Here is a 24302-nt window from a genome sequence, read left to right as displayed (position 1 = left end):
CCGACCTTTCCTGTCGGCTGGAGTCCGGCGGCGGGAGCATAGAGGCGTCACGAGGCATTTGACCCGGTTCCCTTCAGAAGGTTCCGCACCAGGCGGGTGTTGAGCTCCAGGTGGTCCGGGTCGAGCATGTCGGCGTGCGCACCGGAGCCCTGGACGACCGCCGTGCGGGTGGTGGAGCTGCCGTGCCAGGAGCCCTCGTGGCCGACGGCGTACAGCTCGGCCTTCTGTTCGTCGGAGATCACGCTGACCGGGGCCGTGACCGCTCCGAGGTTCGGGGTGCGGCCGCAGAAGTCGATGTACTCCCTGGCCTGGTCGAGCGTCTCCTTCGTGACGGTCTCCGACCCGGTGTGCTTGCGCAGGTGCTCGCCGAGCTCCCGCTCGAAGGCTTCGAGGTGCTCGTCGGCGAGGCTGAACGTCTCCGAGATGCGGTACGAGTCCACGACGACCACGTGCGACACCTCGCGTCCGCGCCGCTCCAGCTCCCCGGCCACCTCGAAGGCGACGTTGCCACCGAGCGAGTAGCCGAGCAGGGTGCAGGGCCCCTCGGCCTGGAGTGACTCGACCAGGTCGGCGTAGCGCTCGGTCTTGTCGTCGTCCGGCAGGTAGTTGAACGCGGTGATCCGGTACTCCGGCAGATGTGCGGCGAACTGGCGGTAGACCAGGCCGTGGCCTCCGGCCGGCGGGAAGCAGAAGAGCTGGGGCCCGTCGCCGCCGTTGAACCGCAGGTAGGGCTGCGTGCCGGCGATCCGGCCCGTGGCGATCTGCTCCACCGTCCAGGCCATGCCCTGCAGAGTGGTGATCTTGAAGAGATGGCTGACGGGGATCGGGACGCCGAACTCGGTCTGGAGGCGGTGAATCAGCTCGATCAGCTTGATCGAGCTGCCGCCGACCTCGAAGAAGTCGTCCTGCAGGCCGACGCGCTCCAGGCCGAGAACGGCCTTCCACTGCTCGGCCATCCGGAGCTCGTGGTCGGTCACCGGGGGCTCGTGGGCGTCGTCGCCGCCGGCTCGCGGCGCCGGCAGGGCGGCCTGATCGATCTTGCCGTTCGCGGACAGCGGCAGGGCGGGCAGCTGGACGAAGTACGACGGGATCATGAACGTCGGCAGACAGCCGGCGAGATGACGCCGCAGCTCGCGCTGGTCCAGCTCCGCACCGGCCTCGGGGACGCAGTAGGCGCACAGAACCGGCTCTCCCCGCATGTCGGCACGTACCGTCACCACCGACCGCGCCACTCCGGGGCAGAGCGCCAGCTGCGACTCGATCTCGCCGGGCTCGACGCGGTGGCCGCGGACCTTGATCTGCGAGTCGAGGCGGCTGAGCAGCTGCACACCACCGCCGGCGTCCCAGCGCGCGAGGTCGCCGGTGCGGTAGACCCGTACCGGTTCGGCGTCGGGCTCGCCGTTCAGCGCCAGCGTGGCGAAGCGCTGTGCGGTCTGTTCCGGATCGCCCGCGTAGCCGAGCGCGACGCCCTCTCCGCCGATCCACAGTTCGCCCGGCACGCCCGCCGGCACGGGCTCGCCGTACCCGTCCAGGATGTAGAGGTCGCTGTTCGGGAAGGGCCGCCCGATGGGCACCATCCGGCTGGGCTCCAGACCGTCGGCAGGGCCTTCGAAGTAGCTGCTGTCGATGGTGGCCTCGGTGACTCCGTAGGAGTTGACCAGGCGTGTCCGCGGGCCGCACAGGGCTCGCAGGCGCTCGTACTCCTCGACCTTCCAGGCGTCGGAGCCGACGATCAGCAGCCGCATGAAGTCGAGCCGCACGCCCTCGCGTTCGCAGTGGTTCATCAGTCCGACCACCACCGCCGGCACGAACTCGCCGCAGTCGACCCGCTCCGCCCGCATCGTCTCGTACAGGCGGGCCGTGTCGAACAACAGCTCGCGGCCGATCAGGACCAGCGTGCCGCCGGAGCAGAGGGCGCGGACCAGATCGCCGGTGAATACGTCGAACGAGGGGTTGGCCAGCTGGAGATGGACCCGCACGTCCTGGTCGAGGCGGTACTCCTCGCGCCATCCGCTGTAGGCGGAGGCCAGATTGCGATGGCTGACCCGGACGGCCTTGGGCCGTCCGGTGGAGCCGGAGGTGTGGATGACATAGGCGGGGGCGTCGGGGCCGACCGTGACGTCGAGCGGCGCGTCGGCGCGAGGCCCGTGCCGGTGCAGCTCGTCCAGGGTCAGCACCTCGGCGGGCGCCGAGGCCAACCGCCCGCGTCCGTCCTCGTCCGCCACGACGGCGAGGGAGGCGTCGGCGTTGCCCACCATGTAGGCGAGGCGGTCCGCGGGGTACGCGGGGTCCAGCGGCAGGTACGCGCCGCCGGCCCGGAGCACCGCGAGCAGGGTGACGATCAGCTCGGGCGACTTGTCCAGGCACACGGCGACCACGGTGCCCTCGCCCACCCCCAGCTCCCGCAGTCGGTGCGCGAGGGCGCGGGAGCGGTGTTCGATCTCGGTGTACGTGAGACGGCGGGTGGCGCCGGACTCCGAGGGGGCCGACACGGCGACCGTGTCCGGGTGCGCGGCGGCGACCCGGCGGAACAGTTCGTGAACCGGAACGTCGTGGGCCGCACGGCGCCCGGACCCGCTCCACTCGCGGAGGATGTGCTCGCGCTCGCCGGGGGCGAGCATGGCGAGGCGGGTGGCCGGACGGGCGGAAGGCTCCCGGGTCAGCCCGTCGAGCAGATGGACGTAGTGGGAGGAGAGCCGCCGCATCGTCTCGGGCTCGAAGAGGTCGGTGTTGTACTTGAAGACGCAGTGGAAGCGGCGCTCGGCCTCGTCCTCGTAAGCGGACAGCGTGAGGTCGAACTGCCCCTCCTCCTCGGGGAGTTCGATGTACTCCAGGCGGTAGCCGTACTGTTCGGTGGCGACCTTGTGGGTGAGCAGGATGAACATCGCCTGGAACACGGCCGAACGGCTCGGATCGTGCTGCAGACCCAGCTTGTCGACCAGCAGGACGAACGGGTACTCCTGGTTGTCGAGGCCGCCGAGGACGGTGTCGCGCACCCGTGACAGGAGCTCGGCGGTCGACGGCTCGCCTGCCAGGTTCACGTAGAGCGGCAGCGGGTTGACGAAGTACCCGTAGACGGAGGCGAACTCCTCGTGGGTGCGGCCCGTGACGGGGCTGCCCACGATGATGTCGTCCTGTCCGCTGTAGCGGTGCAGCAGCAGGTAGTAGGCGCTCAGCAGGACCATGAACACGGTCGCGTTGTGCTCGCGCGCCAGGGCGTGCACGCGCGCGCTCAGTTCTTCGTCCAGTACGAAGAACTCGGACGCGCCGTTGTGGGACTGTACGGCGGGGCGCGGCTTGTCCGTCGGCAGGTTGAGGACGGGCACCTCGTCGGGCAGGTGGCCCCGCCAGTAGTCGAGCATCCGCCGTGCGTCGCGGCCGGCCAGGAACCGGTTCTGGCGGTTGAGGAAGTCGAGATAGCGCGCGGACACCGGAGGCAGCTCGGCGGGGCGGCCGTGTCGCAGCCCCTCGTAGACCGCGAGCAGCTCCTCGATGAACGTGAAGGTCGAGACGGCGTCGGAGATGACGTGGTGGACGGCCTTCATGATCACCCAGCGGTCCGGCTCGCGCTGGAAGAGGCGGAAGCGGACCAGCGGGTCACGTTCGAGGTCGTACGGCTTGCGGTATTCGCGGATGATCAGCTGCCGGATGTCCTCCCACTCCCACCCCCGCACGTCGTACGCGCCGAAGTCGGGGGTGGCCACCGTGGAGATCCGCTGCACCGGCTGCCCGTCGTCCATGACGAGGTTGGCCCGCAGGCTGGGGTGGCGCTCGATCATGGCGGTGAAGGCGGCGCGCATCAGCTCGGGGTCGAGCTCGACGCGCACCTCGACCGCGCCGCCGATGTTGTAGGCGAAGCCGTCCGGGTTGAGCTGCTTGAGGAACCACAGCGCTTTCTGGTTCTGGGTCAGCGGATACCGCAGCTCGTCGTCGTACACCTCGACCGCCGCGGCGTCGTCGCCCTCGGCCGGGTCCCCGGCGAGCAGGTCGGCCAGTGCGGCGTGCACCTGCTCGACCAGTTCGGCGACCGGCGCGTTGCCGAGGAGTGCCACCACCGGCAGGGCGATCCCCAGCTCCGCGTGGATACGGGCGCGCAGCTCCATCGCGAGCAGCGAGTCCAGTCCCATCGCGCCCAGGGTGTCCGCCGGGCCGACGTCCTGCGCGTTCACCCGCAGGACGCCCGCCACCAGCGCGGCGAACCGCTCGGTCAGCAGCCGTCGCCGCTCCTCGTCGTCGGCCTCGCGGAGGGTCTCGACGAGGCTGCCGTGCGCGCCGTCCGTGCGGTGATCGCCCGCGGCGCCCGCGGCGGCCAGTTCGGTGACCAGCCGCGGCGGGGAGGGGTACCAGGCGAGGAACGTCGGCCAGTCGACGACCGTGGCCACGAGCAACTGCGCGCGGTCCTGAGCGATGACGCGTTCGAGCACGGCCATGCCGGTGTCCGGGGAGAGCGAGGTCATGCCGCGGCTCACCCGGTAGTGCTCGACAAGGCCGAGTTCCTCGATCATCCCGGTCGCCCAGGGGCCCCAGTCGATGCTCAGCGCGGGCAGTCCCCGGCCGCGACGGTGGTGCGCGAGCGCGTCCAGGAAGGCGTTGCCGGCGGCGTAGTTGGTCTGTCCCGCGGTGGTGAGCAGCGAGGCGACGGACGCGAACAGCACGAAGTGTTCGAGCGGTTCGTCGCGCAGCAGGTGGTGCAGGAGGTAGGCCCCGACGACCTTCGGGCCGTACACGGAGTCGAAGACCTGCCGGTCCATCTCCGGTACCAGCGTGTCGCGTACCTGTCCGGCGAGGTGGAACACGCCCCGGATCGGCGGCGAGCCGGCGGCCCGGTGGCCGGCCAGCCATTCGGTCAGCGCCGCCTCGTCGGTGATGTCCAGCGGTGCCAGGACGGGGTGGGCCCCGAGTGCCTCCAGCTCCTTGACGAAGCGCACGTGACGCCCGGCCGGGGTGTCGGGGTCGAGGTCGCACCACCGGTCGCGCTCGGGAAGGGCCGTACGGCTCATCAGGATCAGTCGGCGCGCGCCGCGCCGGACGAGGGTCCGGCACAGCAGCCGGCCGAGCGCCCCGAAGGCGCCGGTCACCAGATAGCTGCCGTCGGCGCGCAGCCTCAGCGGCAGGGGACGGGTGAGGCCGGCGGCCGGTGTCAGCCGGCTGGTGCGGCGGCGGCCGGCGCGCAGGGCGATCTCGTCCTCGTCGTCGGCCGTCATCTCGCGCAGCAGCGCCTCGGCCTCGGACCGGCGGTCCCCGGCGTCGTCCGACCGGTTCGGGTCGAGGTCGATGAGCTTGCCCCGGTGGGCGGTGAGCTCCTGGTGACGCAGTACGCGGCCGATGCCCCAGGCGGGCGCGCCCAGCGGCTCCACCGCGTCCTCGGCGGCCACGGCCTGCGCGCCGCGGGTGACGATGTGCAGCCTGGCGTCGGGCTGTTCGCGTGGCAGGGCCTGGGCGAGTGCGATCAGCGAGTAGACGCCGGTGCCGGTGTGCCCGTCGAAGGCGGGCCGGTCGGGCCCGTCGATCGACGGCAGGTCCAGGCTCCACAGGTGCGCGATGTCGCGGGGCGGCGCCCCGCCGTCCTCGCGCAGATCGGTGAACAGGCGTGCCATGTCCTCGGCGGAGTCCGGTGCGACCGTCCAGGGGCGGCCCTCGCTCGCCCTGCGGTAGCCACTGCCCGGGCGGACCAGATGGCAGCGGCCGCCGGCCGCGCTCACCGCGGCCGCGAGCTCGTCGGCGACACCCTGCGCGTCGGCGAACACCAGCCAGTCCCGCGCGGCGTCGGTCCCGGCGGTTCCGGCCGTGCCCTGTGCCGCGGCAGCGCTCTCGGTCGCGTCCGCGTCGAGCGGCGGGTCGACCCACGTCACATCGGCCAGCCAGCCGTCGATCGTGCCCAGGCCGACCGTGGTCGCCGCCTTCTCGATGTCGGCCGCGCGGAAGCCGCCGATCCTGCCGAGCGGCACGCCGCTGTCGGAGTACAGGGCGATGTCGCCGACGAGCTCGTCGTCGCCGCGTCGCGAGACGGTCGCGTGCGCCCACAGCGGCTGGTCGCCGACGGGTTCGACGCGTACCTCCTCGATGGACAGCGGCAGCACGACTCCGGTGCCCCGGGGTTCCGAGGGGTCGGCCGGCAGCCCCGGCGTCAGCAGGGTCTGGAAGCAGGCGTCGAGGAGCGCCGGATGGACATGGTGGTGCGCGGCGTCGTCTCCGAGGGGCTCGGGCGGACGGATCCGGGCCAGCGCCTCGCCGGGGCCGGTCCACACCTCCTCGATCCCCTGGAACGCGGGCCCGTAGTGGTACCCCGCGGCGGCCAGCTCCGCGTAGCAGTCGGCGCTGCCGAGACGGCGGGTGGTGCGTGCCCGGACCGCGTCGGCGTCGAGTGTCCCGCCGTCGCGACGGCGCTGCCCCGTACGTACCACCCCGGTCGCGTGCAGGGCCGGGTCCCGGCCGTCGCCCGTCACGCTCGCGATGGTGAACCCGGCGCCCTCGGAGGAGAAGGACAGCTGTACCGTGGCGGCTTCGTCGTCGGACAGGAACAGCGCCTTGCGCAGCTCGATGTCGCCCAGGACCGCCTCGGTGCCCCCGGTCATCGCCCGCACCGCCTGCGCGGCCATCTCCACGTACCCGGCCGCGGGGAACACCACGCTCCCCTGGATGCGGTGATCGCTCAGGTACGGCATCGTCTCGACGTCGAGCGTCGCTTCCCACGTGGGTTCGGCATGGGCCGTGCGGCGGCCCAGCAGCGGGTGGTCCCGCCGACCGAGCCGGATCCGGCGCACCGAGTCGGGCTCCGTCCAGTGGCGGTCCCGCTTCCAGGGGTAGGGCGGCAGCGTCACCGGTCGTCCGGTGGGCTGCAGTACGTCCCACGCGATGTCGACGCCCATGGTGTGCAGCGCGGCCAGCGACCTCATGAACCGCTCCGGCTCGTCCTCCCGGCGGCGGATCGACGGCAGCGTACGGCCCTCGACGTTCCGGGCGGAGAGGCACTCCTGGATCGCGTGGCCGAGGACGGGGTGCGGGCCGATCTCCAGGAACATGCTGTAGCCGTCGTCGGCCAGGCGGTCGACGGCCGCGCGGAAGTGCACGCTGCCCCGGACGTTCTCCCACCAGTAGTCGGCGTCCAGTTCGGTGCCGTGGGCGGTGCCCTCCCGGCCGGTCAGGTACAGCGGCACCTGTGCCGCGCGCGGCTTGAGATCCGCGAGTGAGGACAGCAGATCGCCCTTGATCGGGTCCATCCGCGCGCTGTGGTACGGCACCCGCACGGAGAGGAACCTGGCGAAGACCTGCTCGGCGCCGAGTTCGTCGGCCAGCTCCTGAAGCGCGTCCTGATCCCCGGAGAGCGTGACAGAGCCCGGGCTGTTGGACGCGGCCAGCGACACCCGGTCGCCGTACGGCCGCACGCGGCGGGCTGCCTCCGCCGCGGGCAGGTTCACCGCGAGCATGGTGCCGGTGCCGGTCAGCCGCTGCTGGAGACGACTGCGGTGGACGACGACCGCGACCGCGTCCTCAAGACTGTAGACACCCGCTTCGTAGAACGCCGCGACCTCGCCGGTGCTGTGTCCGACGACGGCGTCGGGACGTACCCCGTAGCTACGCCACAGTGCCGCCAGGCCGACCTGCACGGCGAAGTTGGCCGGCTGCGCCAGCCAGGTCTCGTCCATCCTCGAGTCGGCCTCGTCGGCGGCGAGTTCCTCGACCAGGGACCAGCCGGTGAGCTTGGCGATCTCGCGGTCGCAGCGCTCGACCGCCTCCCGGTAGACCGGCTCGCTCTCGAACAGCTCGCGCCCCATCGCCCACCACTGCGGCCCCATGCCGGTGAACACCCAGACCAGGCGACGTCCTACGGCATCACGCTCCTGGCCCACGAGCACGCGGGGATGATCCTCCCCCCGCCCGTACGCCTCCAGGGCTTCCTCCAGCGACGCCCGTGAGGAGTACACGACGGACAGCCGCGACTCCAGGTGCTGGCGGCGGTGCGCCAGCGTGTGGCCCAGGTCGGACAGCGCGACGGGCGTCCCCTCGGCGCCGACGCCCGCGAGCTCCTGTCGGATGCCCTCCGCCAGGCGGGGCAGGACGGCCGGGTCCCGTGCGGTCAGCGGCAGGATGGTCAGGGCCGGGGCCGCCGGAGCCCCGGAGAGGTCGGCCGCGGACCGGTCGGCACCGGACGGGCCCGCCCCGTGGCGTACCACCGTCTTCGGCGCCTCCTCCAGTACCACGTGCGCGTTGGTGCCGCCGAAGCCGAACGCGTTCACTCCGGCGCGCGCGGGCCCGTCGTGCTCGGGCCAGTCGACCGGCCGGGTCGGGATCTCGTAGGGCATGGACGCCAGGTCGATGGCGGGGTTGATCCGCGTCAGGTTGATGTGCGGCGGGATGGTGCGGTGCTTGAGGCTCAGGACGGTCTTGATCAGTCCGGCGATACCCGCGGCCGATTCGGTGTGCCCGATATTGGTCTTGACCGAGCCGACGTAGCACCTGGCGCCCGGCTTCCGCCCGATCGACAGGGCGCGGCCGAGCGCGGCCGCCTCGATCGGGTCGCCGACCGGTGTCGAGGTGCCGTGCGCCTCGACGTACTGCAGGTCGCCGGGTGCGACGCCCGCCTCGGCGCAGACCCGCTCGATGAGCGCCACCTGTGCGTCCGCGTTGGGCACGGTGATGCCGTTGGTACGACCGTCCTGGTTGACGCCGCTGCCGATGATCACCGCGTGGACCGGGTCGCCGTCGCGCTCGGCGTCGGCCAGCCGCTTGAGCGCGACCATGCCGACGCCCTCGGCGCGCACATAGCCGTTGGCCGAGGCGTCGAAGGTGCACGACCGGCCGTCGGGTGACAGGAAGCCGCCCTTGGTCTCGGCGATGGTGTACTGCGGCGCCATGTGCAGCAGCGTGCCTCCGGCGAGCGCGAGGCCGCTCTCGCCGCGTAGCAGGCTCCGACACGCCAGGTCCACGGCCACCAGTGACGAGCTGCACGCGGTGTCGATGGAGAGGCTGGGACCGCGGAAGTCTAAGCAGTGCGAGACGCGGTTCGACACCATCGTCATCATGGTGCCGGTGGCGGTGTGCGCGGCCAGCGTGTCGAAGCCGAGGTCGGCGAACTGCAGGATCTTGTAGTCGAGGGTGAACGCGCCGACGAACACGCCGACGTCACGGCCCGCCAGTTCCGCCGGCTTCTGCCCACCGTCCTCCAGGGCCTCCCACACCACCTCGAGGAGTTTGCGCTGCTGCGGATCCATGTGCTCCGCCTCGCGCGGGCTGATGCCGAAGAACGCCGGATCGAACTCGTCGAAGCCGTCGATGTAGCCGCCACGACCGCCGACCAGCCGCCCGGGCTTGGTCTTGTCCCGGCTGCCGAGCGTCGTGACGTCGTACCGGTCGGCCGGTGTCGGTGTGATGCAGTCCCTGCCGTCGATCAGGTTCTGCCAGAAGGTCCGGTAGTTGGACGCGCTGCCCGGAAACCGGCAGCCGATCCCGATGACTGCGATCTTGTCGCGACTGATGGCGTTCCCCGTGTCTGTCATGTCGAAATCCGTGAGGTCGTGGTCCGGTGCGCGGCGTTGCGGACAAGCGGGACCGCCCGCCGTTGGCGACGGGCGGCCGGGTGTCCCGACGACGTCAGAGACTGCCGAGGCGCTCGTGCACCCCCCAGAGGCAGCGATGATTGCGCTGAGTAATCTATTGCACACAGAACGCATCCCATGCATGTTGACGCGGAGTGAACGCCGAAAGGGTCACGGGGTCGACGGGCGTTGACCGGGGCGGGCACCCCTCGCAGGTCGCCTTCGTCCGGCCCGGCACCGGGCACGGGCGGCCCGTGACCCCGCTCCGGACCACCGGCGAGAGCCCGTCCACTCCGGTGCCGGATCCACACGATCGGGGGGACCCTCACCGAGAGTGCGCCTGACGGACCGTCAGACCCCTAAACTCCGCATCGTCCCCGCTGACCAGCACGAACACCAAGGACCTGCTGGATCACTGGAGCGCAGTCCCACGTCAGGAGATCCATGCGCCTCTCGGAGCTCAGCCGCACCAGTGGCGTACCCGCGCCCACCATCAAGTACTACCTCCGGGAAGGGCTGTTGAGCCCCGGAGTCCGTACGCACACCAATCAGGCCCAGTACGGCCCAGGGCACCTTCACCGTCTTCGGCTCATCCGCGCCCTCCTCGACATCGGCGGCCTCTCCCTGGCGGCGATCGGAGACGTCCTCGCGGCGTTGACCAGCGGCGACACCGGCCCGGATCACCTGCCGCGGGTGGCCCAGCAGCCCGCCCCCGGCACCATCCGACGGGGCACGGACGCCCACGCCACGAACGAGGTCCTCGCGCTGGTCCGGCGGCAGGGCTGGCTCGTCTCCCCCGGCGACCCCGCGGTCGAGGCCGCCGCCGAGGTCCTGGCCGCCCTGTTCCAGCTCGGCCGCCAGGACTTCGCCGAGCGGCTGGACACGTACGCGCGCGCCGCCGACACGGTGGCGGCGAGCGATGTCGACGGCCTCGACCGCCGCACCGACCCCGCCCGCACGACCGAGACCCTGATCGTCGGCAACGTCCTCGGCGAGCGTCTCCTCGCCGCCCTGCGACGCCTCGCACTCACCCACCACCTGCGCGGCCGCGTTTCGCCCGTCCGGGACACGACGCCCGCGTGAAAGCCGAAGGCCGCCACACCGATTCAGGAGAATCGCATGGGATCGACACGCACACGCGGACGCACGATCAGTGAGGGTCCGACCCCGGCCGACGTGGCGGGAGCTCCCGGCCTGCCCTACCCGAGCGGCTGGTCGGCGCTGGCCTTCTCCGACGAACTGAAACCCGGAGCTGTTCTGACCCGACCCCTCATGGGTGAGGACGTGGTCCTCTACCGCCTGCGCACCGGTGATGTCCGGGCCATCCGCCCCTACTGCCCGCATCTCGGTGCCCATCTCGGCCTGGCGGAGCTCGACGGGAACGACCTCGTGTGCCCTTTCCACCTGTTCGCGTTCGGCCCCGACGGCTCCTGCGTGCGTACGGGATACGGCACACCACCCCCGAAGGCGCCCCTGGCCCGGCTGCCGGTGCACGAGGTCAACGGTGCCGTCTTCGTCTGGCGGCACGAGGACGGCCGGCAGCCGGACTGGGAGATCCCCGGCTGGCACGCGATCGGCCACCGGCCCGCTCGGCAAGCCGCGTGGGAAATGGCGGGCAACGCCCAGGAGGTCATCGAGAACTCGGTGGACATCGGGCATTTCGCCACGCTGCACGGCTGGGTCGAGGCCGGTCTGGGCGCCCCCGTCGCCTATCGCGACAAGGAATTCCACGTATCGATGCGGGTGCGCGAGAGTGCTCCGGTGATCGGCGAGTTCGACGTCACGGTCGAGGTCGACGGGTACGGCCTCAGCTGCCTTCACGCCGACATCCACACGGCGCGGTTCGGACTCACGATGTGCACGATGATCATGCCCACCGCGATCGCGCCCAACCGGATGCAGCTCAGGCAGTCGAACCGCATCGCCCTGGCCGAACCCTCCCGACTGCCGCGCCCCCTCGCCCGGGCGGTGAGCCGCACGGCCGCGCGCCTGCTGGAACGTCCGCTGTTCCGGTCCAGCTGCGACTTCACGGCCGCCGATTTCCCCATCTGGAGCCACAAGCAGTACGAGCAGCGCCCGCGACTGGCCCAGGGCGACGGTCCCATCGGCCCGTTCCGGCGCTGGGCCCGGCAGTTCTATCCGCAGGACGTCGCCGACCGGGAGCTCTCACGGATCGAGCAGCAGCGAAACGTGTCCGCCAACTGAATCGTGCCGGCCTGTGCGCAGCCCAAGGGCAGGGGGAAGGACATGCCATCACTCGAACCGCCCAAGAGATCGGGTCCGCAGACCCGGAAAGGCCGCGGACCGGCACTGGCCTCCGGGCCTCACGCTCGGTCGGCCAGGAAGTCCGCCAGGTCGCGGAGCACACGCTCGGGAGCCTCCCAGTACGCGAGGTGGCCCACGCCTTCGTAGACGAGGAGGCGGGAGTCGGGGATCGCGTCGAGGATCGTCCGCTGGTCCTCGCGGGTCAGGAGGGGGTCCTTGTCGCCCCAGACGACCAGCGTGGGGACGAGGATGCCGGAGAGGGTGGCCCGGAGGTCGGTCTCGAGGAGGCCGCGCAGGGTCTCGCGCCAGACGTGGGCCGGGACTTTGAGGTTCTCGTCGACGACGGTCTTCAGGAAGCCGCGTCCCATGGGGGTCGCGGTCAGGCCGTCGGTGAGCTCCGCCGCGAGTGCGGGATCCACCGGATCCCGCAACTCCCTCACTCTGTTCCAGAACTGGACGACCTGCGGCTTGTCGGCGAGGGTGGCCGGGACGCCGAGCAGGACGAGGCCCGCCACCCGGTCCGGTCGGCGGCCCGCGACGATACGGGCCTGCACCCCGCCGCTCGACCCGCCGACCAGGACCGCCCGCTCGATGCCCACGCCGTCCATGAACGCGACCAGGTCCTCGGCGAAGTCCTCCGGCAGGTAGCCGTCGGGCGGCTTGTCTGCGTCGCCGTGGCCGCGCTGGGTGGGGGCGTACGCGTGCAGGCCCGGAGGCAGGCGGCGCAGCAGCGGCTCGAAGGTCCACCAGGAGTCCAGGTAGCCGTGCACCAGGACGAGCGGTGTGCCCCCTGGGTGGCCGGCTTCCGCGTACGGGAGCGTGGGGCGCCCCTCCCCCAGGACGGCGCTGTGCACGGCGACGGCGGCCATCGCGGCCCTCCTCACCTCTCCTTCCCCCAGCATAGGAAGGAGAGGTGAGGAGGGACAGCCGGGGCCTTTCCGGGAACGGGCTCGACGGCTCAGCGGCTCAGGGCGGTCTCCTCGTCCGGGTACGAGAGCTTCTCGGGGTTGCGTACGGCGTAGAGGCCGGTGGTGAGGCCGCCGTCGGTCGGCAGGACGACGTCGGGTGCGAGGACATCGAGCAGGCGCCGCAGGTCGCCCGTCTCGACCGCCCGGCGGAACGCCTCGACGGTGCGGCGGGTCTCCCCCGGGGAGGCGACCCCGCACGTTCGGCGCGGCGGCGTGGGCGCGCGCCCGGTGGGCGATCCGGCGGACCGCGGCCGGCGTCTTAATGGACGGAGGACCGCTACCGCGCGGGGAGCGTCGCCTTCAACGTGAGCGACTCGGTGGGCACGGGCCCGCTGGTCCGGGACCCGGGCTTCCTGCTGATGCGATCACCAACAAGGCTCCCCCGGAAGGGATCTGACGTCACCTCATCCGCCGCCGCACGTACACTGGCGGGCATGGCATGCCGTATCACCGAACTGGTCCTCGACTGCGCCGACCCCGAGCGGCTCGCCGCGTTCTGGAGCGAGGTCCTCGGATACGTCGAGATCGGCCGGGAGGACGACGGGAGCATCCAGATCGGGCCGCCCGGCGCCGTCTTCGGCGACCCGCAGCCGACGCTCCTCCTCAGCCCCAGCAGCGACCCCCGAAGGGGGAAGCTCCCCCTGCACATCGACGTCAACCCCACCGACCGCGACCAGGACGCGGAGCTGGAGCGGCTGCTCGCCCTCGGCGCCCGGCCCGCCGACGTCGGCCAGGGCGACAGCGTGAGCTGGCACGTGCTGGCCGACCCGGAAGGCAACGAGTTCTGTCTTCTGCGGACCCGGATCCAGCCCCTCTGAGCGCCTCCCCCTCGCGGCGGCCGCTCCGAAGTCCCACCCGGCCGGCGGACACGCGGCCTGGGCCGAAACGCAGCCCGGAAAGTATGATCAAGCGATGTCTGACATGACTGAGACCACGCCCGGCTGGCTGACCACCGACGAACTGGACACGGCCAGGGCCCGGATGCCGATCCTCTACGTCGAGGCCGTCCCCGTGCGCGTGGACGACAGCGGTGAAGTCACCAGCATCGGACTGCTCCTGCGGATCGGTGCGGAGGGAACGATCAGCCGCACCCTGGTGTCCGGCCGCGTCATGCACCACGAGCGGGTCCGCGACGCGCTGCTGCGCCACCTGGAGAAGGACCTCGGGCCCGTGGCCCTGCCCCGCGTCCCGGCCTCCCTGCAGCCCTTCACGGTCGCGGAGTACTTCCCCACGGCCGGCGTCACGCCCTACCACGACCCGCGCCAGCACGCCGTCTCCCTCGCCTACATCGTCCCGGTGACCGGCGACTGCCGCCCTCGGCAGGACGCTCTCGACCTGGTCTGGTTCAGCCCGCAGGAAGCAGCCTCCGCGGCCGTGCAGAACGAGATGCCCGGCGGTCAGGGGACGCTCCTGAAGCAGGCCCTCGCCCACGTCGGACACACGTACTGAACTCCTCTCCCCCGCAGAGCCGTCCGCCCGGCCGCAGTTGACCTTGACACGGTGACAAGGTCTTCACTGTGGCCGAGGAGGTGGTCCCGATGACCATGGCGAACGACGACACGAAGACGACACGGGCTCTGCGGGGGCTCGGGAGCGACAGCCCCTCGGTCCGGCTGCGGGCCGCGCTGGCGGTGGGCACGGCACCGGACCCGCGGTGCGTCGACGAGCTCGTCGGGCGGTGCGCGGTCGAGCCGGACTTCCAGGTCCGCGAGATGCTCACGTGGGCGCTCACCCGCCACTCGTCGGCGCTGACGCTCCCCCGACTCCTCGACGAGCTCCGCTCGGAGCGCGCCCGGGCACGCAGCCAGGCCCTGCACACCCTGTCCAAGATCGGCGACGGGCGGGCCTGGCCGGCGATCACACGGGAACTCCTGACCGACGCCGACGACGAGGTGGCCCGGAGCGCCTGGCGGGCGGCGGTCGTCCTCGTCCCCGAAGGCGAGGAGCCCGAGCTGGCCGGAGTGCTGGCATCTCAGCTCGGGCGGGGCGGGCGTGAGACGTGGCTGAGCCTCAGCCGGGCGCTGATCGCGCTCGGTGAGGCGATGACCCCGGTCCTGCGCGCCGCGCTGTCGGACCCCCGCCCGCCCGTGCGCCGGCACGCGATCGCCACGGAGGAGCTGTCGCGCGACCCGCAGGCCGGCTTCGACTTCGCGGTCGAGGAGGCGAAGCGGATCGTGGCCCTCGGCACGACCGGCCGGGAGGAGTGACGGGCGGACCGGCGGGAGGAGTGACCGACGGACCGGCAGGAGAAGTGACGGACGGACCGGCAGCAGGAGGAGTGACCGACGGTGTTGATCGGTGAGGTGGCCCGCTACTCCGGGGTCAGTGCCCGCATGCTCAGGCACTACGACTCGCTCGGTCTGGTGCGGCCGACGGACCGGACCGGCGGCGGCTACCGGGAGTACTCCGACGAGGACATCCGGCGCATCTTCCACATCGAGAGCCTGCGGTCCCTGGGGCTGTCGCTCCGCGAGGTGGGGCGCGCGCTCGACGATCCCGGTTTCGCGCCCTCGGAGCTCGTCGAGGACCTCATCCGGCAGACGCGCGAACGCATCGCGGCCGAGACGGAGCTGCTCACGCGGCTGCGCCGGATCGGCTCCGCGGAGCCCGCCGGCTGGCACGACGTCCTCCGGACCGTCGCCCTCCTCCAGGCGCTGGCGTCGAAGAGTCCCGAGACGCGGCAGCGCGCGGCCCTGTCCTCGGCCGATGAGGCTCCGGTGCCGGTGGAGGCGCTCGTCGAGGCGGTGCTGAGCGAGACGGACCCGAGCGTGGCCGGAGCCCTCCGCTGGGCGCTGGCGCGCTCGGGCGGGGGCGGACTGCCGCTGCTCGCGCGGGGCCTCGGGTCACCGCTGGCCGAGGTGCGCGACCGTGCCGTCCGGGCCGTCGCGGAGATCCCGGGCGACAGGGCGACCGAGCTGCTGCGGGAGGCCCTCGGGGACGCCGACATCGCGGTCCGCAGGTGCGCGGCCCTGGAGCTGGGGGCACGGGGCGCGCCCGAGGCGGTCCCGACGCTCGTCGACATGGTCGTCGGGGAGGCGAACGACGTCGACGCGGCCGACGCGCTGAGCACACTGGCGAGCCGTCCCGCGCTCGCGGACCGGATCACCGGCCTGCTCGTCGACCGCCTCGCCCACGAGGCCACGGGGCCGTCCGCGCGTCGGCGCCTGGCCCAGGCCCTCGCCGACATCCCGGGGCACGCCGCGTCACGGGCCCTCGCGGACCTGTCCCACGACGGGGACCGCGTCGTCGCGCTGACCGCCGCGTACGTCCTCGGGGTGCGCGAGGCGCGCTGACGGACGCGGCCGTGAGGGCCTCGGCCAGGCGGTTACGGGCGGTCGTAGCGGCGAATGCGGTAGCGCAGGCCCGTCGTGGAGTCCCGCCAGCCGGTGTCCTCCGAGATCCGCCAGTCGGGATCGACGGCCGGGGCGTAGGTGTCGCCTGCGACGGCGGTGTCGACCTCCGTCACCGAGAGCGTCCTGGCGTGGGGCAGGGCGGCACGGTAGATCTCGCCGCCGCCCATCACCCAGGCGAGAGCCTCGCCGGCCGGCTCCGGCGGTCCGGCCGCCAGCTCCAGCGCCGTCTCGATGGACCCGGCGCGCTCCGCGCCCTCGGCCGTCCACCGCGCATCGCGGGTCACCACGATGTTGCGGCGGCCGACCAGGGGGCGGAAGCGCGCGGGCAGCGAGTCCCAGGTCTTCCGGCCCATGATCACGGGGTGGCCGAGGGTGGTCGCCTTGAAGTGCGCCATGTCCTCGGGGAGGCGCCACGGGATCGTGTTGTCGGCGCCGATCACGCCGTCGGTCGTCTGCGCCCAGATGAGCCCGATGTTCACACCCGTACTCATACCGCGACCGGAGCCTTGATCGCCGGGTGGTGCCGGTAGCCGACGATCTCCACGTCGGAGAAGGCGTAGTCGAACAGCGAGTCGGCCTTGTGCAGCTTCAGCTCGGGGAAGTCGTACGGGGTGCGGGTGAGCTGCTCGGTCACCTGCTCCACGTGGTTGTCGTAGATGTGGCAGTCGCCGCCGGTCCAGATGAAGTCGCCGGGCTCGAGGCCGACCTGCTGCGCCACCATGTGGGTGAGCAGGGCGTAGCTGGCGATGTTGAACGGGACGCCGAGGAACAGGTCCGCGCTGCGCTGGTACAGCTGGCAGGAGAGCCTGCCGTCGGCGACGTAGAACTGGAAGAAGGCGTGGCACGGGGCGAGCGCCATCCGGTCCAGTTCGGCGACGTTCCAGGCGGACACGATCATCCGGCGGGAGTCCGGGTCGCGGCGCAGCGTGTCGAGGACCTGGCTGATCTGGTCGATGTGCCGGCCGTCCGGCGTGGGCCAGGAGCGCCACTGCACGCCGTAGACGGGGCCGAGTTCGCCCTTGTCGTCGGCCCACTCGTCCCAGATGGTGACGCCGTTCTCCTGGAGCCAGCCGACGTTGGAGTCGCCGCGGAGGAACCACAGCAGCTCGTACACGATGGATTTGAGGTGCACCTTCTTGGTGGTGACCAGCGGGAATCCCTGCGAGAGGTCGTAGCGGAGCTGGTGTCCGAAGACGCTCCGGGTGCCTGTGCCCGTCCGGTCGGCCTTGGCCGTCCCCGAGGTGAGCACCATTTTCAACAAGTCTTCGTACTGGGTATCCGCCACGGTCGCCGAGTCTACCGCCGGCCGCGGGGCGAACCCGACCGGCGGTGGCGTGCTGCGCCCTCTACCCGCTGGTCACGGTGGTGCGGGCGGTCTCGTCGACGTGGAGGGTGAAGACGTCGGGGCGGGCGTAGTGGCCGGTGGTGTCGAGGTCGAAGCGGGCGCGGGCGAGGTCGTCGAGGTCGAGCTCGGCGGTCAGGACGCCCTCGCCGTCGCGCAGCGGCCCGGCGAGGACCTCCCCCAGCGGGGAGACGATGACGGAGCCGCCGCCGATCAGTACGGTGTCGGGCGCGTCGCCCTGGACGGGGTGGAGGTCGCCGGGCAGGGCGTCGCGGCGCAGGTACTGGCAGGCGCTGAGGACGAAGCAGCGGCCCTCCAGGGCGATGTGGCGCATGGTGGCCTGCCAGGCGTCGCGGTCGTCGACGGTCGGAGCGCACCACAGGTCGACGCCCTTGGCGTACATGGCGGTGCGCAGGAGCGGCATGTAGTTCTCCCAGCAGATGGCCGCGCCGATGCGGGCGGCACCGGTGTCGACGACGGTCAGGGTGGAGCCGTCGCCCTGGCCCCACAGGTAGCGTTCGGCGGCGGTGGGCATGAGCTTGCGGTGGAGGCCCAGGTAGCCGTCGGGGCCGAAGAAGAGCGCGACGCAGTACAGGGTGCCGCCCTGGCGTTCGACCGCGCCGATCACGGCGTGGCAGCCGAGTTCCCGGGTGACGGCGGCGAGCGTCTCGGTCTCCGGTCCTGGAACCTCGATGGCGGCGGTGTGGTAGCGGCGGAAGAGGTCGCGGCCATCGGGGGTGCGGCTGCCGACCGTGATGCCGAAGTCCAGCCCCTTGGGATAGCCGCCGATGAACGCCTCGGGGAGGACGACGACCTCGGCGCCGCGGGCGGCGGCCTCGCGGACGAGTTCCTCGGCGCGGGCGACCGCGGCCGGGGTGTCGAAGAGCGGGGCGGCCGCCTGGGCGACGGCGACGGTCACGGTGCGGCGGGGCTCGGCGGAGGCACCGGCGGAAGCAGGGGTCATGCTCCGACGCTAGGAACAGCATCGCCGGTCCGGCAAGCCGTTCCCCCGGGATCCACCGGACTTCGACGGCGTGCGGCGCGGGGGCGGCTGCGGCAGCGCGCGACAGACAGCGGCGCAAGCATTTCAATGGAGACGTGAGCACCGTTCGATGGCTTGCCGCAGCAGGACTGGCGGCGGCGCTTGTCGGCGCCGCGGCGCCCGGACCCTCGCCGTCTCCCTCACCGCCTCCCGCCCAGCCCCCGCCCCGGCTCGACGACGCGGACGTGAAGCGCGCCGTCGACCGGCTCGACGGAGTCGTCCGGGACGCCATGAAGCGCACCGGAGCGCCGGGCGTGGCCGTCGCCGTGGTCCATGACGGCAAGGTGGTCCACCTGAAGGGGTACGGCGTACGGAAAGCAGGCGAGAGCGCCGCCGTCGACGCCGACACCGTCTTCCAGCTCGCCTCCGTCTCGAAGCCGATCGCCTCGACCGTCGTCTCCGGAGCCGTGGGCGTCGACGGCTGGGCCGAGCCGGTCGCCCCGAACGTGCCGGACTTCAAGCTCAAGGACCCGTGGGTCACTTCCCACGTGACGGCCGCCGACCTGTTCGCGCACCGCAGCGGCCTCCCCGACCACGCGGGCGACCTGCTCGAAGACCTCGGCTACGACCGCGCGTACATCCTGTCCCACCTGCGCTACGAACCCCTCACCCCCTTCCGTGCCAGCTACGCCTACACCAACTTCGGGCTCACGGCCGCCGCCCAGGCGGTCGCCGACGAGAAGGGCGTGCCGTGGGAGAAGCTCGCCGCCGACACGCTCTACAAGCCGGCCGGCATGAACTCCACCAGCTCGCGCTTCCAGGACTTCGCGAAGGCGTCCGACCGGGCCTGGGGCCACGTCAAGGTCGACGGCGCCTGGAAGGCGGAGTTCGTACGGAACCCGGACGCCCAGTCCCCCGCCGGTGGAGTCAGTTCCAGCGCCCGTGACATGGCGACGTGGCTGAGGCTCCAGCTCGCGAACGGCAAGCTCGACGGCAAGCAGATCGTCGACGCCGCCGCCCTGGAGCGCACCCACTGGCCCGAGTCGGTCTCGAACCCGCCGCACGCACCGGCCGGCCGGACCGGTTTCTACGGCCTGGGCTGGAACGTGAGTTACGACGACGAGGGCCGGCTCAGGCTCTCGCACACGGGAGCGTTCGCGGAGGGCGCGCACACCAACGTGACGATGCTGCCCGGTGAGCAGCTCGGCATCGTCGTCCTGACCAACACCTCGCCGGTCGGCGTCGCCGACGCCGTCGCCCTGGACTTCTTCGACATCGCGCAGACCGGCAAGGTCAGCCGCGACTGGATTCCGCTCGTGGACGCGCTGTACCAGCAGGAGGCGGACGCGGGCCGGTCGAAGACCGACTACGCCCACCCGCCGTCCGGCGCCGCACCGGCGAAGGCCGCCGACACGTACGCGGGCACCTTCGAGAACTCGTACTACGGGCGCGCGAAGGTCGTCGCCGCCACGGACGGCACCCTGACGCTCCAGCTGGGCCCGAAGCCGCAGTCGTACCGGCTCACGCACTACGACGGTGACACGTTCAGCTTCCCGACGGCCGGCGAGAACGCCGTGGGTCCCACCGGGGTCACCTTCACCCCGGACGGGAAGTCCTTCACCGTCGAGTACCTGAACCACGAGGGCCTGGGCAAGTTCACGCGCACCGGCGGCTCGTGAAGCACCCAGTAGGTATGTTGACATACCTATCCGCCCATATCTAAAGTACGGGTGTGCCCCTGAACAGCAGCGCGTCCGACGAGGACCTCCGCCGTGTGGCCTCCGGGCTCGTGGCCTGCCTCCCCGCGCTGGCCCGGGCCGTCGAGCGGCAGGTGGACCTGGACGACGCCCGCCCCAAGCCCGCCAAGCCGTCCGAGGCCCAACTCGCGCTGCTGCGCCACGTCGAGGCGTACGACGGGATCACCGTGCGCGAGGCCGCCGAGGCCCTGCTGATGAAGCCGAACAACGTCAGCGTGCTGGTCGGGCAGCTGACCGGGCAGGGACTGCTCGAACGCCGGCAGGACCCGGGCGACAAGCGGGTCGCGCACCTGCACCTCACCGCGACCGCCCGGCGGGAGATCGCCGAGGTCGAGCACCTCATGGGCGGGCACGTGGCCCGCGCCCTGCGCGCGTTGAGCGACGGGGAGCGGGACGCCCTCGGCTCCGCCCTGGGCGCCCTCAACGCACTCAGCCGACACCTTCACCGCGCCACGCGCTGAGCAGCGGCGCCGGCCGCATGCCGGTCCCCCTCGCCCGGAGCGCATCTCCGGGCCGCTCCCACGCGCCCTGAGCACACCGCCGGGCGGGGCGTTGCCGTCCTGACACGCGTACGTCGGTGCTCCTCCCTTCCCCCTTCACCGCAGCGGGCCCGTCCCGTTGCGGCTCCTTCCCCTGCCATACGTAAGGACAGGCACTTTCATGCCCTCCGCCACCTCCACCGCCCCACCCACCCTCGCGCGGCCCGTGGCCGAGCGGGCCCGCGGCCGTCGCGCCAACCCGTGGCTCGTTCTCGCCGCCGTGGCGTTCGGGCTCTTCATGGTCGGGCTCGACGGCTCGGTCGTCGCCATCGCCAACCCGGAGATCGGCCGCGCCCTGGGCGCCTCCACGGCCGAGTTGCAGTGGGTCACCAACTCCTACCTCCTGGCGCTCGCGGCGGCCCTGATCCTCGGCGGCAAGCTGGGAGACCGCTTCGGCCGCCGCACCTTCTACCTGATCGGCGTCGCCGGGTTCACCCTCGCCTCCGTCGCCATCGGCCTGGCCGGATCCATCGAGGGCGTCATCGCCTTCCGCGCCGTCCAGGGGTTCTTCGGAGCCCTGCTCATGCCGAACACCCTGGCCCTGCTCCGCGCCGTCTTCCCGCCGAAGAAGTTCGGCATGGCGGTCGGCATCTGGGCCATGGTCTCCTCGGTCTCCACCGCCCTGGGGCCGATCGTGGGCGGCCTGCTCGTCGAGCACGTCAGCTGGGAGTCCGTCTTCTACGTCAACGCCCCGATCGGCGTGATCGCGCTGGTGTTCAGCGCGGCCGTCCTGCCGCAGAGCCGGAACTCCGCGGCCGCGCAAGGGAAGTTCGACCTCGCCGGTGTCGTACTCCTCGCCCTGGGACTGCTGGCCGTGGTGTTCGGCGTCGTCAAGGGCGAGACCTGGGGCTGGACCTCGGCCGGCACGGTGGGCGCGATCGCCGCCGGCGTGGCGGTCCTGCTGCTCTTCGGCCGGTACGAGACGCGGGTCGCCTCGCCGCTGCTGCCGATGCGGCTGTTCCGCAACCGTGCGCTGACCATCGGCACGGTCATCACGGCGCTCAACTTCTTCGTCCTGCTCGGCGTGATCTTCTTCGTCATGCTCTACCTGCAGAACGTCCGCGGCCTCTCCCCCGTGCAGGCGGGCGTGCGCACGCTGCCGCTGAGCCTGGCCTCCGTCGTCGCGTCCCCGCTGGGCGCCGCGCTCACCGAGCGCTTCGGCCCCCGGCTGACGATGCCGCTCGGCATGGCCCTGCAGGCCGTCGCCTGCTTCGTGATGCTCGGCTGGAGCCCGGACTCCTCCTACGCGGTGCTGTGGCCGCCGTTCGTGGCGCTCGGTCTCGGCGTCGGCATGGTGATGGCGTCCTCCTCCGACGCCATCGTGGGCAACGCCCCCGTCGAGGACGGCGGGGTGGCCGGCGGTCTCCAGGCCACCACCCTGCAGATCGGCGGCGCGCTGGGCACCTCCGTCCTCGTCTCCCTGATCAGCAGCCGCGTCGGCACCACGCTCACCGGCGAGCTCGCCTCCGCCGGGGTCCCCGCACCCACCGCCGCCGGTCTGTACGAGGCGAAGGACGCCGTCGCCATGGGCGTCGCGCCCGTCACGGCCGACATGCCCGCGGCGCTCAGGACGGCCGTCGCCGAAGGAAGCCACCAGGCGTTCATGAACGGCGTGCACACCTCGGTGCTCGTCGCGGGGACCCTGTGCGTCCTGGGCGCCGTGGTGGCAGCCACCGGCGTACGACGGCACGCTCCCGAAGCCGTCGGCCGGTAGGCGACGGCGATCGGGTCAGGCCGTACCGGCCGTCCCCGGCGTCCCCGACACCCCCTCCGCCCAGGGCCAACTGGCGGCACGGCCCGCCTCGATGAGGCCGACCATCCGGAAGGCGGCGTCCGTGAGGCCGCCGAAGGTGTGGCGGTGGGGGCCCGTGGGGCCGTGGGCGGGCCGGTATCCCGCCAGGTTCCAGGTGTAGACCGGGACGTCGGCCGGGACCGGTTCGGTCGGTCCGACGGGCTCGTAGGGGGCGGTCTGCTCGTCGGTGACGATCAGGACCCGGTCGTGGTCCCGGTAGTGCTTCCGTACCGCCTTCGCGGTGTAGGTGCCTCCCAGGCTCCGGAAGCGTTTCAGCACGTCGAGCACCGGCTCGCCCGGTGCGAACGGCACCTCCGCGCTGCCCCAGCCGAACTCCACCAGATCCGCCTGCTCGGCCCGCATGGCCAGCGCGGTGCCGAAGACGGCCGCCGCGTCGGCCCGGGTCAGCTCGGACCGCTCGGAGACGGTGTCCCAGAACATGGAGTCGGAGCGGTCCACCAGGATCAGGGTCCGGCCGGGCAGGGCGGGCACGGCGGCCAGGGAGTGGCCGAGGGCCCGTTCCAGCGGGGCCGCCCAGCGCGGCGACGGCGCCTGCTGGTGGGCGGCCAGGTAGCGGAAGGGGAACTGCCGGGACCGGGCCACCTCGGAGGCGTCCGAGAGCCGTTCGGCGACCCGGGCCGCGACCTCGTCCGAGACTCCCGCCCCGTCGAAGTTCCGCAGGTTCCGCAGGAGGGCCATCGGGCCCATCGTGGGGATCACGGCCTCCCAGACGGCGGCGTCCATCGGACCGTGGAGCCAGCCCGCCAGGGCCTCCCACGTCATGCCGGCCGCGGCCAGCCGCGCGGGGCCGTCCGGCCCGGTCGCCACGGCCCGCCGGTCGTCCGCCGCCGTCTCCATCAGCGCCCGACGCGCCGTCAGCAGAGGGTCGGAGGCCGGCGGAACGGCCCGCTCCGGGTGGTGGCGGCGGTCGAGGGCGTACCGGAACAGCGCGCCCTGCCACGGCTTGGCCGGATCCGGGGAGGCGTGCACCAGGTTGAGCACGTCGCCGAAGCGGAAGCCCTTGGAAGCGGTGTCGTACTTGAGCAGGGACCGGGACGTGTAGAGGCGGCGCACACCGTCGGCGACGCCCCGTTTCACGGGTTGCGGCACGTTCCGCCCGTACGTCGAGATCCAGTGGGCCAGCAGCTCGCCGGGCTCGTCGGCGCGCTGGAGCACCGAGTCGATCACGGACCGGTTGGAGGGGCCTTTGGAGGCCCCGGCGTCGAGCCGGGCCCGTACGTACGCGGCGGCGCCCACCAGGGACGCGGTGCGCATGTTGCCCTCGCCGCGCAGCCAGCGCAGCAGGCCGGCTGTCCACTCGGGGTCCTCGACGGCGAGTTCGCGGACGAGACGGGTGTACCGGTCGTCCCGCTCGACGCCGGTCTCGTAGAAGGTCCGCTGGGAGACGAAGTTGCCGACCGCGAGGAGGAAGAGCTCGTCGCGGGGCTCCCGGACGAAGGCCGGGCCGCCCGCGTAGGTGCGGAACTCGGGCCCGGCGGGCTTGTGGTGGAGCCGTGGTGGTGACGGGGGCACGGCGCGGGCGGCCGCCAGGACGTGCGGGGCGACGAGCATGTCGGACCACATCTTGGAGACGCGTGGGGTGTGACGAGGCAGTGAATCCCCCCGGATTCAAACGATCGGACGGCCCCGGCCACGACGTCCGGCGGGGCGAAGGCGCCCGCGCCCACCGAGATCCAGAAAGGCGGCGGCATCACTTGGATTCGAAGGAAGTAGCCGCAGCCGAGCGCATCGGAGGCGCGGTCGCGGG

15 protein-coding genes and 1 pseudogene are annotated in these 24302 nt (G+C 72.2%); 9 read left to right on the top strand and 7 right to left on the bottom strand.

Going from position 1 to position 24302, the window contains the following annotated elements:
• Positions 1–47 precede the first annotated feature (47 nt).
• A complete protein-coding gene (locus ABZ318_RS11685) occupies positions 48–9497 on the bottom strand; it encodes an amino acid adenylation domain-containing protein (RefSeq protein WP_356902289.1) in 9450 nt (3149 codons plus the stop codon).
• Positions 9498–9980: 483 nt separating this feature from the next.
• Between ABZ318_RS11685 and ABZ318_RS11680 the strand changes: the two genes are divergently transcribed.
• Complete coding sequence (locus ABZ318_RS11680) at positions 9981–10619, top strand: MerR family transcriptional regulator (protein ID WP_356902288.1); 639 nt, start codon at positions 9981–9983, stop codon at positions 10617–10619.
• 36 nt (positions 10620–10655) lie between these two features.
• A complete protein-coding gene (locus ABZ318_RS11675) occupies positions 10656–11741 on the top strand; it encodes a Rieske 2Fe-2S domain-containing protein (protein ID WP_356902287.1) in 1086 nt (361 codons plus the stop codon).
• A 119-nt stretch (positions 11742–11860) separates the two neighbouring features.
• On the opposite strand, the gene ABZ318_RS11670 is transcribed toward ABZ318_RS11675, so the two are convergent.
• The gene (locus tag ABZ318_RS11670) at positions 11861–12670 is read right to left on the bottom strand and encodes an alpha/beta hydrolase (RefSeq protein ID WP_356902286.1); all 810 of its coding nucleotides are present in this window, start codon (positions 12668–12670) and stop codon (positions 11861–11863) included.
• An 89-nt stretch (positions 12671–12759) separates the two neighbouring features.
• Positions 12760–13030: pseudogene (locus ABZ318_RS11665) on the bottom strand (hypothetical protein); the annotation flags it as partial.
• Positions 13031–13203: 173 nt separating this feature from the next.
• Here ABZ318_RS11665 and ABZ318_RS11660 point away from each other — a divergent pair.
• From ABZ318_RS11660 to ABZ318_RS11645, 4 genes are all read left to right on the top strand, one after another.
• Entirely contained in the window at positions 13204–13587 is a 384-nt protein-coding gene (locus ABZ318_RS11660; protein ID WP_356902285.1) for a VOC family protein, read from the top strand.
• A 94-nt stretch (positions 13588–13681) separates the two neighbouring features.
• Complete coding sequence (locus ABZ318_RS11655; RefSeq protein WP_356902284.1) at positions 13682–14218, top strand: NUDIX hydrolase family protein; 537 nt, start codon at positions 13682–13684, stop codon at positions 14216–14218.
• A gap of 89 nt (positions 14219–14307) precedes the next feature.
• Positions 14308–14976 carry a HEAT repeat domain-containing protein gene (locus ABZ318_RS11650; protein ID WP_356902283.1) on the top strand — a complete coding sequence of 223 codons (669 nt, stop codon included), beginning with the start codon at positions 14308–14310 and terminating at the stop codon, positions 14974–14976.
• A gap of 81 nt (positions 14977–15057) precedes the next feature.
• Positions 15058–16062 (top strand): MerR family transcriptional regulator, encoded by a 1005-nt coding sequence (locus ABZ318_RS11645; RefSeq protein WP_356902282.1) that lies wholly within the window; start codon positions 15058–15060, stop codon positions 16060–16062.
• A gap of 32 nt (positions 16063–16094) precedes the next feature.
• Here ABZ318_RS11645 and ABZ318_RS11640 read toward each other — a convergent pair whose 3' ends face one another.
• The 3 genes from ABZ318_RS11640 to ABZ318_RS11630 all read right to left on the bottom strand — a co-directional run bounded on the left by ABZ318_RS11640 (position 16095) and on the right by ABZ318_RS11630 (position 18428).
• Positions 16095–16601 (bottom strand): dihydrofolate reductase, encoded by a 507-nt coding sequence (locus ABZ318_RS11640; protein ID WP_356902310.1) that lies wholly within the window; start codon positions 16599–16601, stop codon positions 16095–16097.
• Positions 16602–16609: 8 nt separating this feature from the next.
• The gene (locus tag ABZ318_RS11635) at positions 16610–17407 is read right to left on the bottom strand and encodes a thymidylate synthase (protein ID WP_356902281.1); all 798 of its coding nucleotides are present in this window, start codon (positions 17405–17407) and stop codon (positions 16610–16612) included.
• A 61-nt stretch (positions 17408–17468) separates the two neighbouring features.
• On the bottom strand, positions 17469–18428 hold the full coding sequence (locus ABZ318_RS11630; protein ID WP_356902280.1) for a nitrilase-related carbon-nitrogen hydrolase: 960 nt from the start codon (positions 18426–18428) through the stop codon (positions 17469–17471).
• A gap of 134 nt (positions 18429–18562) precedes the next feature.
• Between ABZ318_RS11630 and ABZ318_RS11625 the strand changes: the two genes are divergently transcribed.
• From ABZ318_RS11625 to ABZ318_RS11615, 3 genes are all read left to right on the top strand, one after another.
• Positions 18563–20125 (top strand): serine hydrolase, encoded by a 1563-nt coding sequence (locus ABZ318_RS11625; RefSeq protein WP_356902279.1) that lies wholly within the window; start codon positions 18563–18565, stop codon positions 20123–20125.
• 53 nt (positions 20126–20178) lie between these two features.
• The gene (locus tag ABZ318_RS11620) at positions 20179–20664 is read left to right on the top strand and encodes a MarR family winged helix-turn-helix transcriptional regulator (protein WP_356902278.1); all 486 of its coding nucleotides are present in this window, start codon (positions 20179–20181) and stop codon (positions 20662–20664) included.
• Positions 20665–20863: 199 nt separating this feature from the next.
• Entirely contained in the window at positions 20864–22456 is a 1593-nt protein-coding gene (locus tag ABZ318_RS11615) for an MFS transporter (protein ID WP_356902277.1), read from the top strand.
• Between the two features lie 15 nt (positions 22457–22471).
• On the opposite strand, the gene ABZ318_RS11610 is transcribed toward ABZ318_RS11615, so the two are convergent.
• Positions 22472–24106 carry a TROVE domain-containing protein gene (locus tag ABZ318_RS11610; RefSeq protein WP_356902276.1) on the bottom strand — a complete coding sequence of 545 codons (1635 nt, stop codon included), beginning with the start codon at positions 24104–24106 and terminating at the stop codon, positions 22472–22474.
• Between the last annotated feature and the right edge of the window lie 196 nt (positions 24107–24302).

This window comes from Streptomyces sp. NPDC006197 (assembly GCF_040613865.1).
Lineage (GTDB): Bacteria > Actinomycetota > Actinomycetes > Streptomycetales > Streptomycetaceae > Streptomyces.
This window is presented reverse-complemented; position numbering and strand designations above follow the sequence as displayed.

Bases quoted from the DNA above. Each gene is read 5' to 3' on its own strand.
- ABZ318_RS11685 (WP_356902289.1), bottom strand. From the start codon at position 9,497: ATGACAGACACGGGGAACGCCATCAGTCGCGACAAGATCGCAGTCATC.
- ABZ318_RS11680 (WP_356902288.1), top strand. From the start codon at position 9,981: ATGCGCCTCTCGGAGCTCAGCCGCACCAGTGGCGTACCCGCGCCCACC.
- ABZ318_RS11675 (WP_356902287.1), top strand. From the start codon at position 10,656: ATGGGATCGACACGCACACGCGGACGCACGATCAGTGAGGGTCCGACC.
- ABZ318_RS11670 (WP_356902286.1), bottom strand. From the start codon at position 12,670: ATGGCCGCCGTCGCCGTGCACAGCGCCGTCCTGGGGGAGGGGCGCCCC.
- ABZ318_RS11660 (WP_356902285.1), top strand. From the start codon at position 13,204: ATGGCATGCCGTATCACCGAACTGGTCCTCGACTGCGCCGACCCCGAG.
- ABZ318_RS11655 (WP_356902284.1), top strand. From the start codon at position 13,682: ATGTCTGACATGACTGAGACCACGCCCGGCTGGCTGACCACCGACGAA.
- ABZ318_RS11650 (WP_356902283.1), top strand. From the start codon at position 14,308: ATGACCATGGCGAACGACGACACGAAGACGACACGGGCTCTGCGGGGG.
- ABZ318_RS11630 (WP_356902280.1), bottom strand. From the start codon at position 18,428: ATGACCCCTGCTTCCGCCGGTGCCTCCGCCGAGCCCCGCCGCACCGTG.
- ABZ318_RS11615 (WP_356902277.1), top strand. From the start codon at position 20,864: ATGCCCTCCGCCACCTCCACCGCCCCACCCACCCTCGCGCGGCCCGTG.
- ABZ318_RS11610 (WP_356902276.1), bottom strand. From the start codon at position 24,106: ATGCTCGTCGCCCCGCACGTCCTGGCGGCCGCCCGCGCCGTGCCCCCG.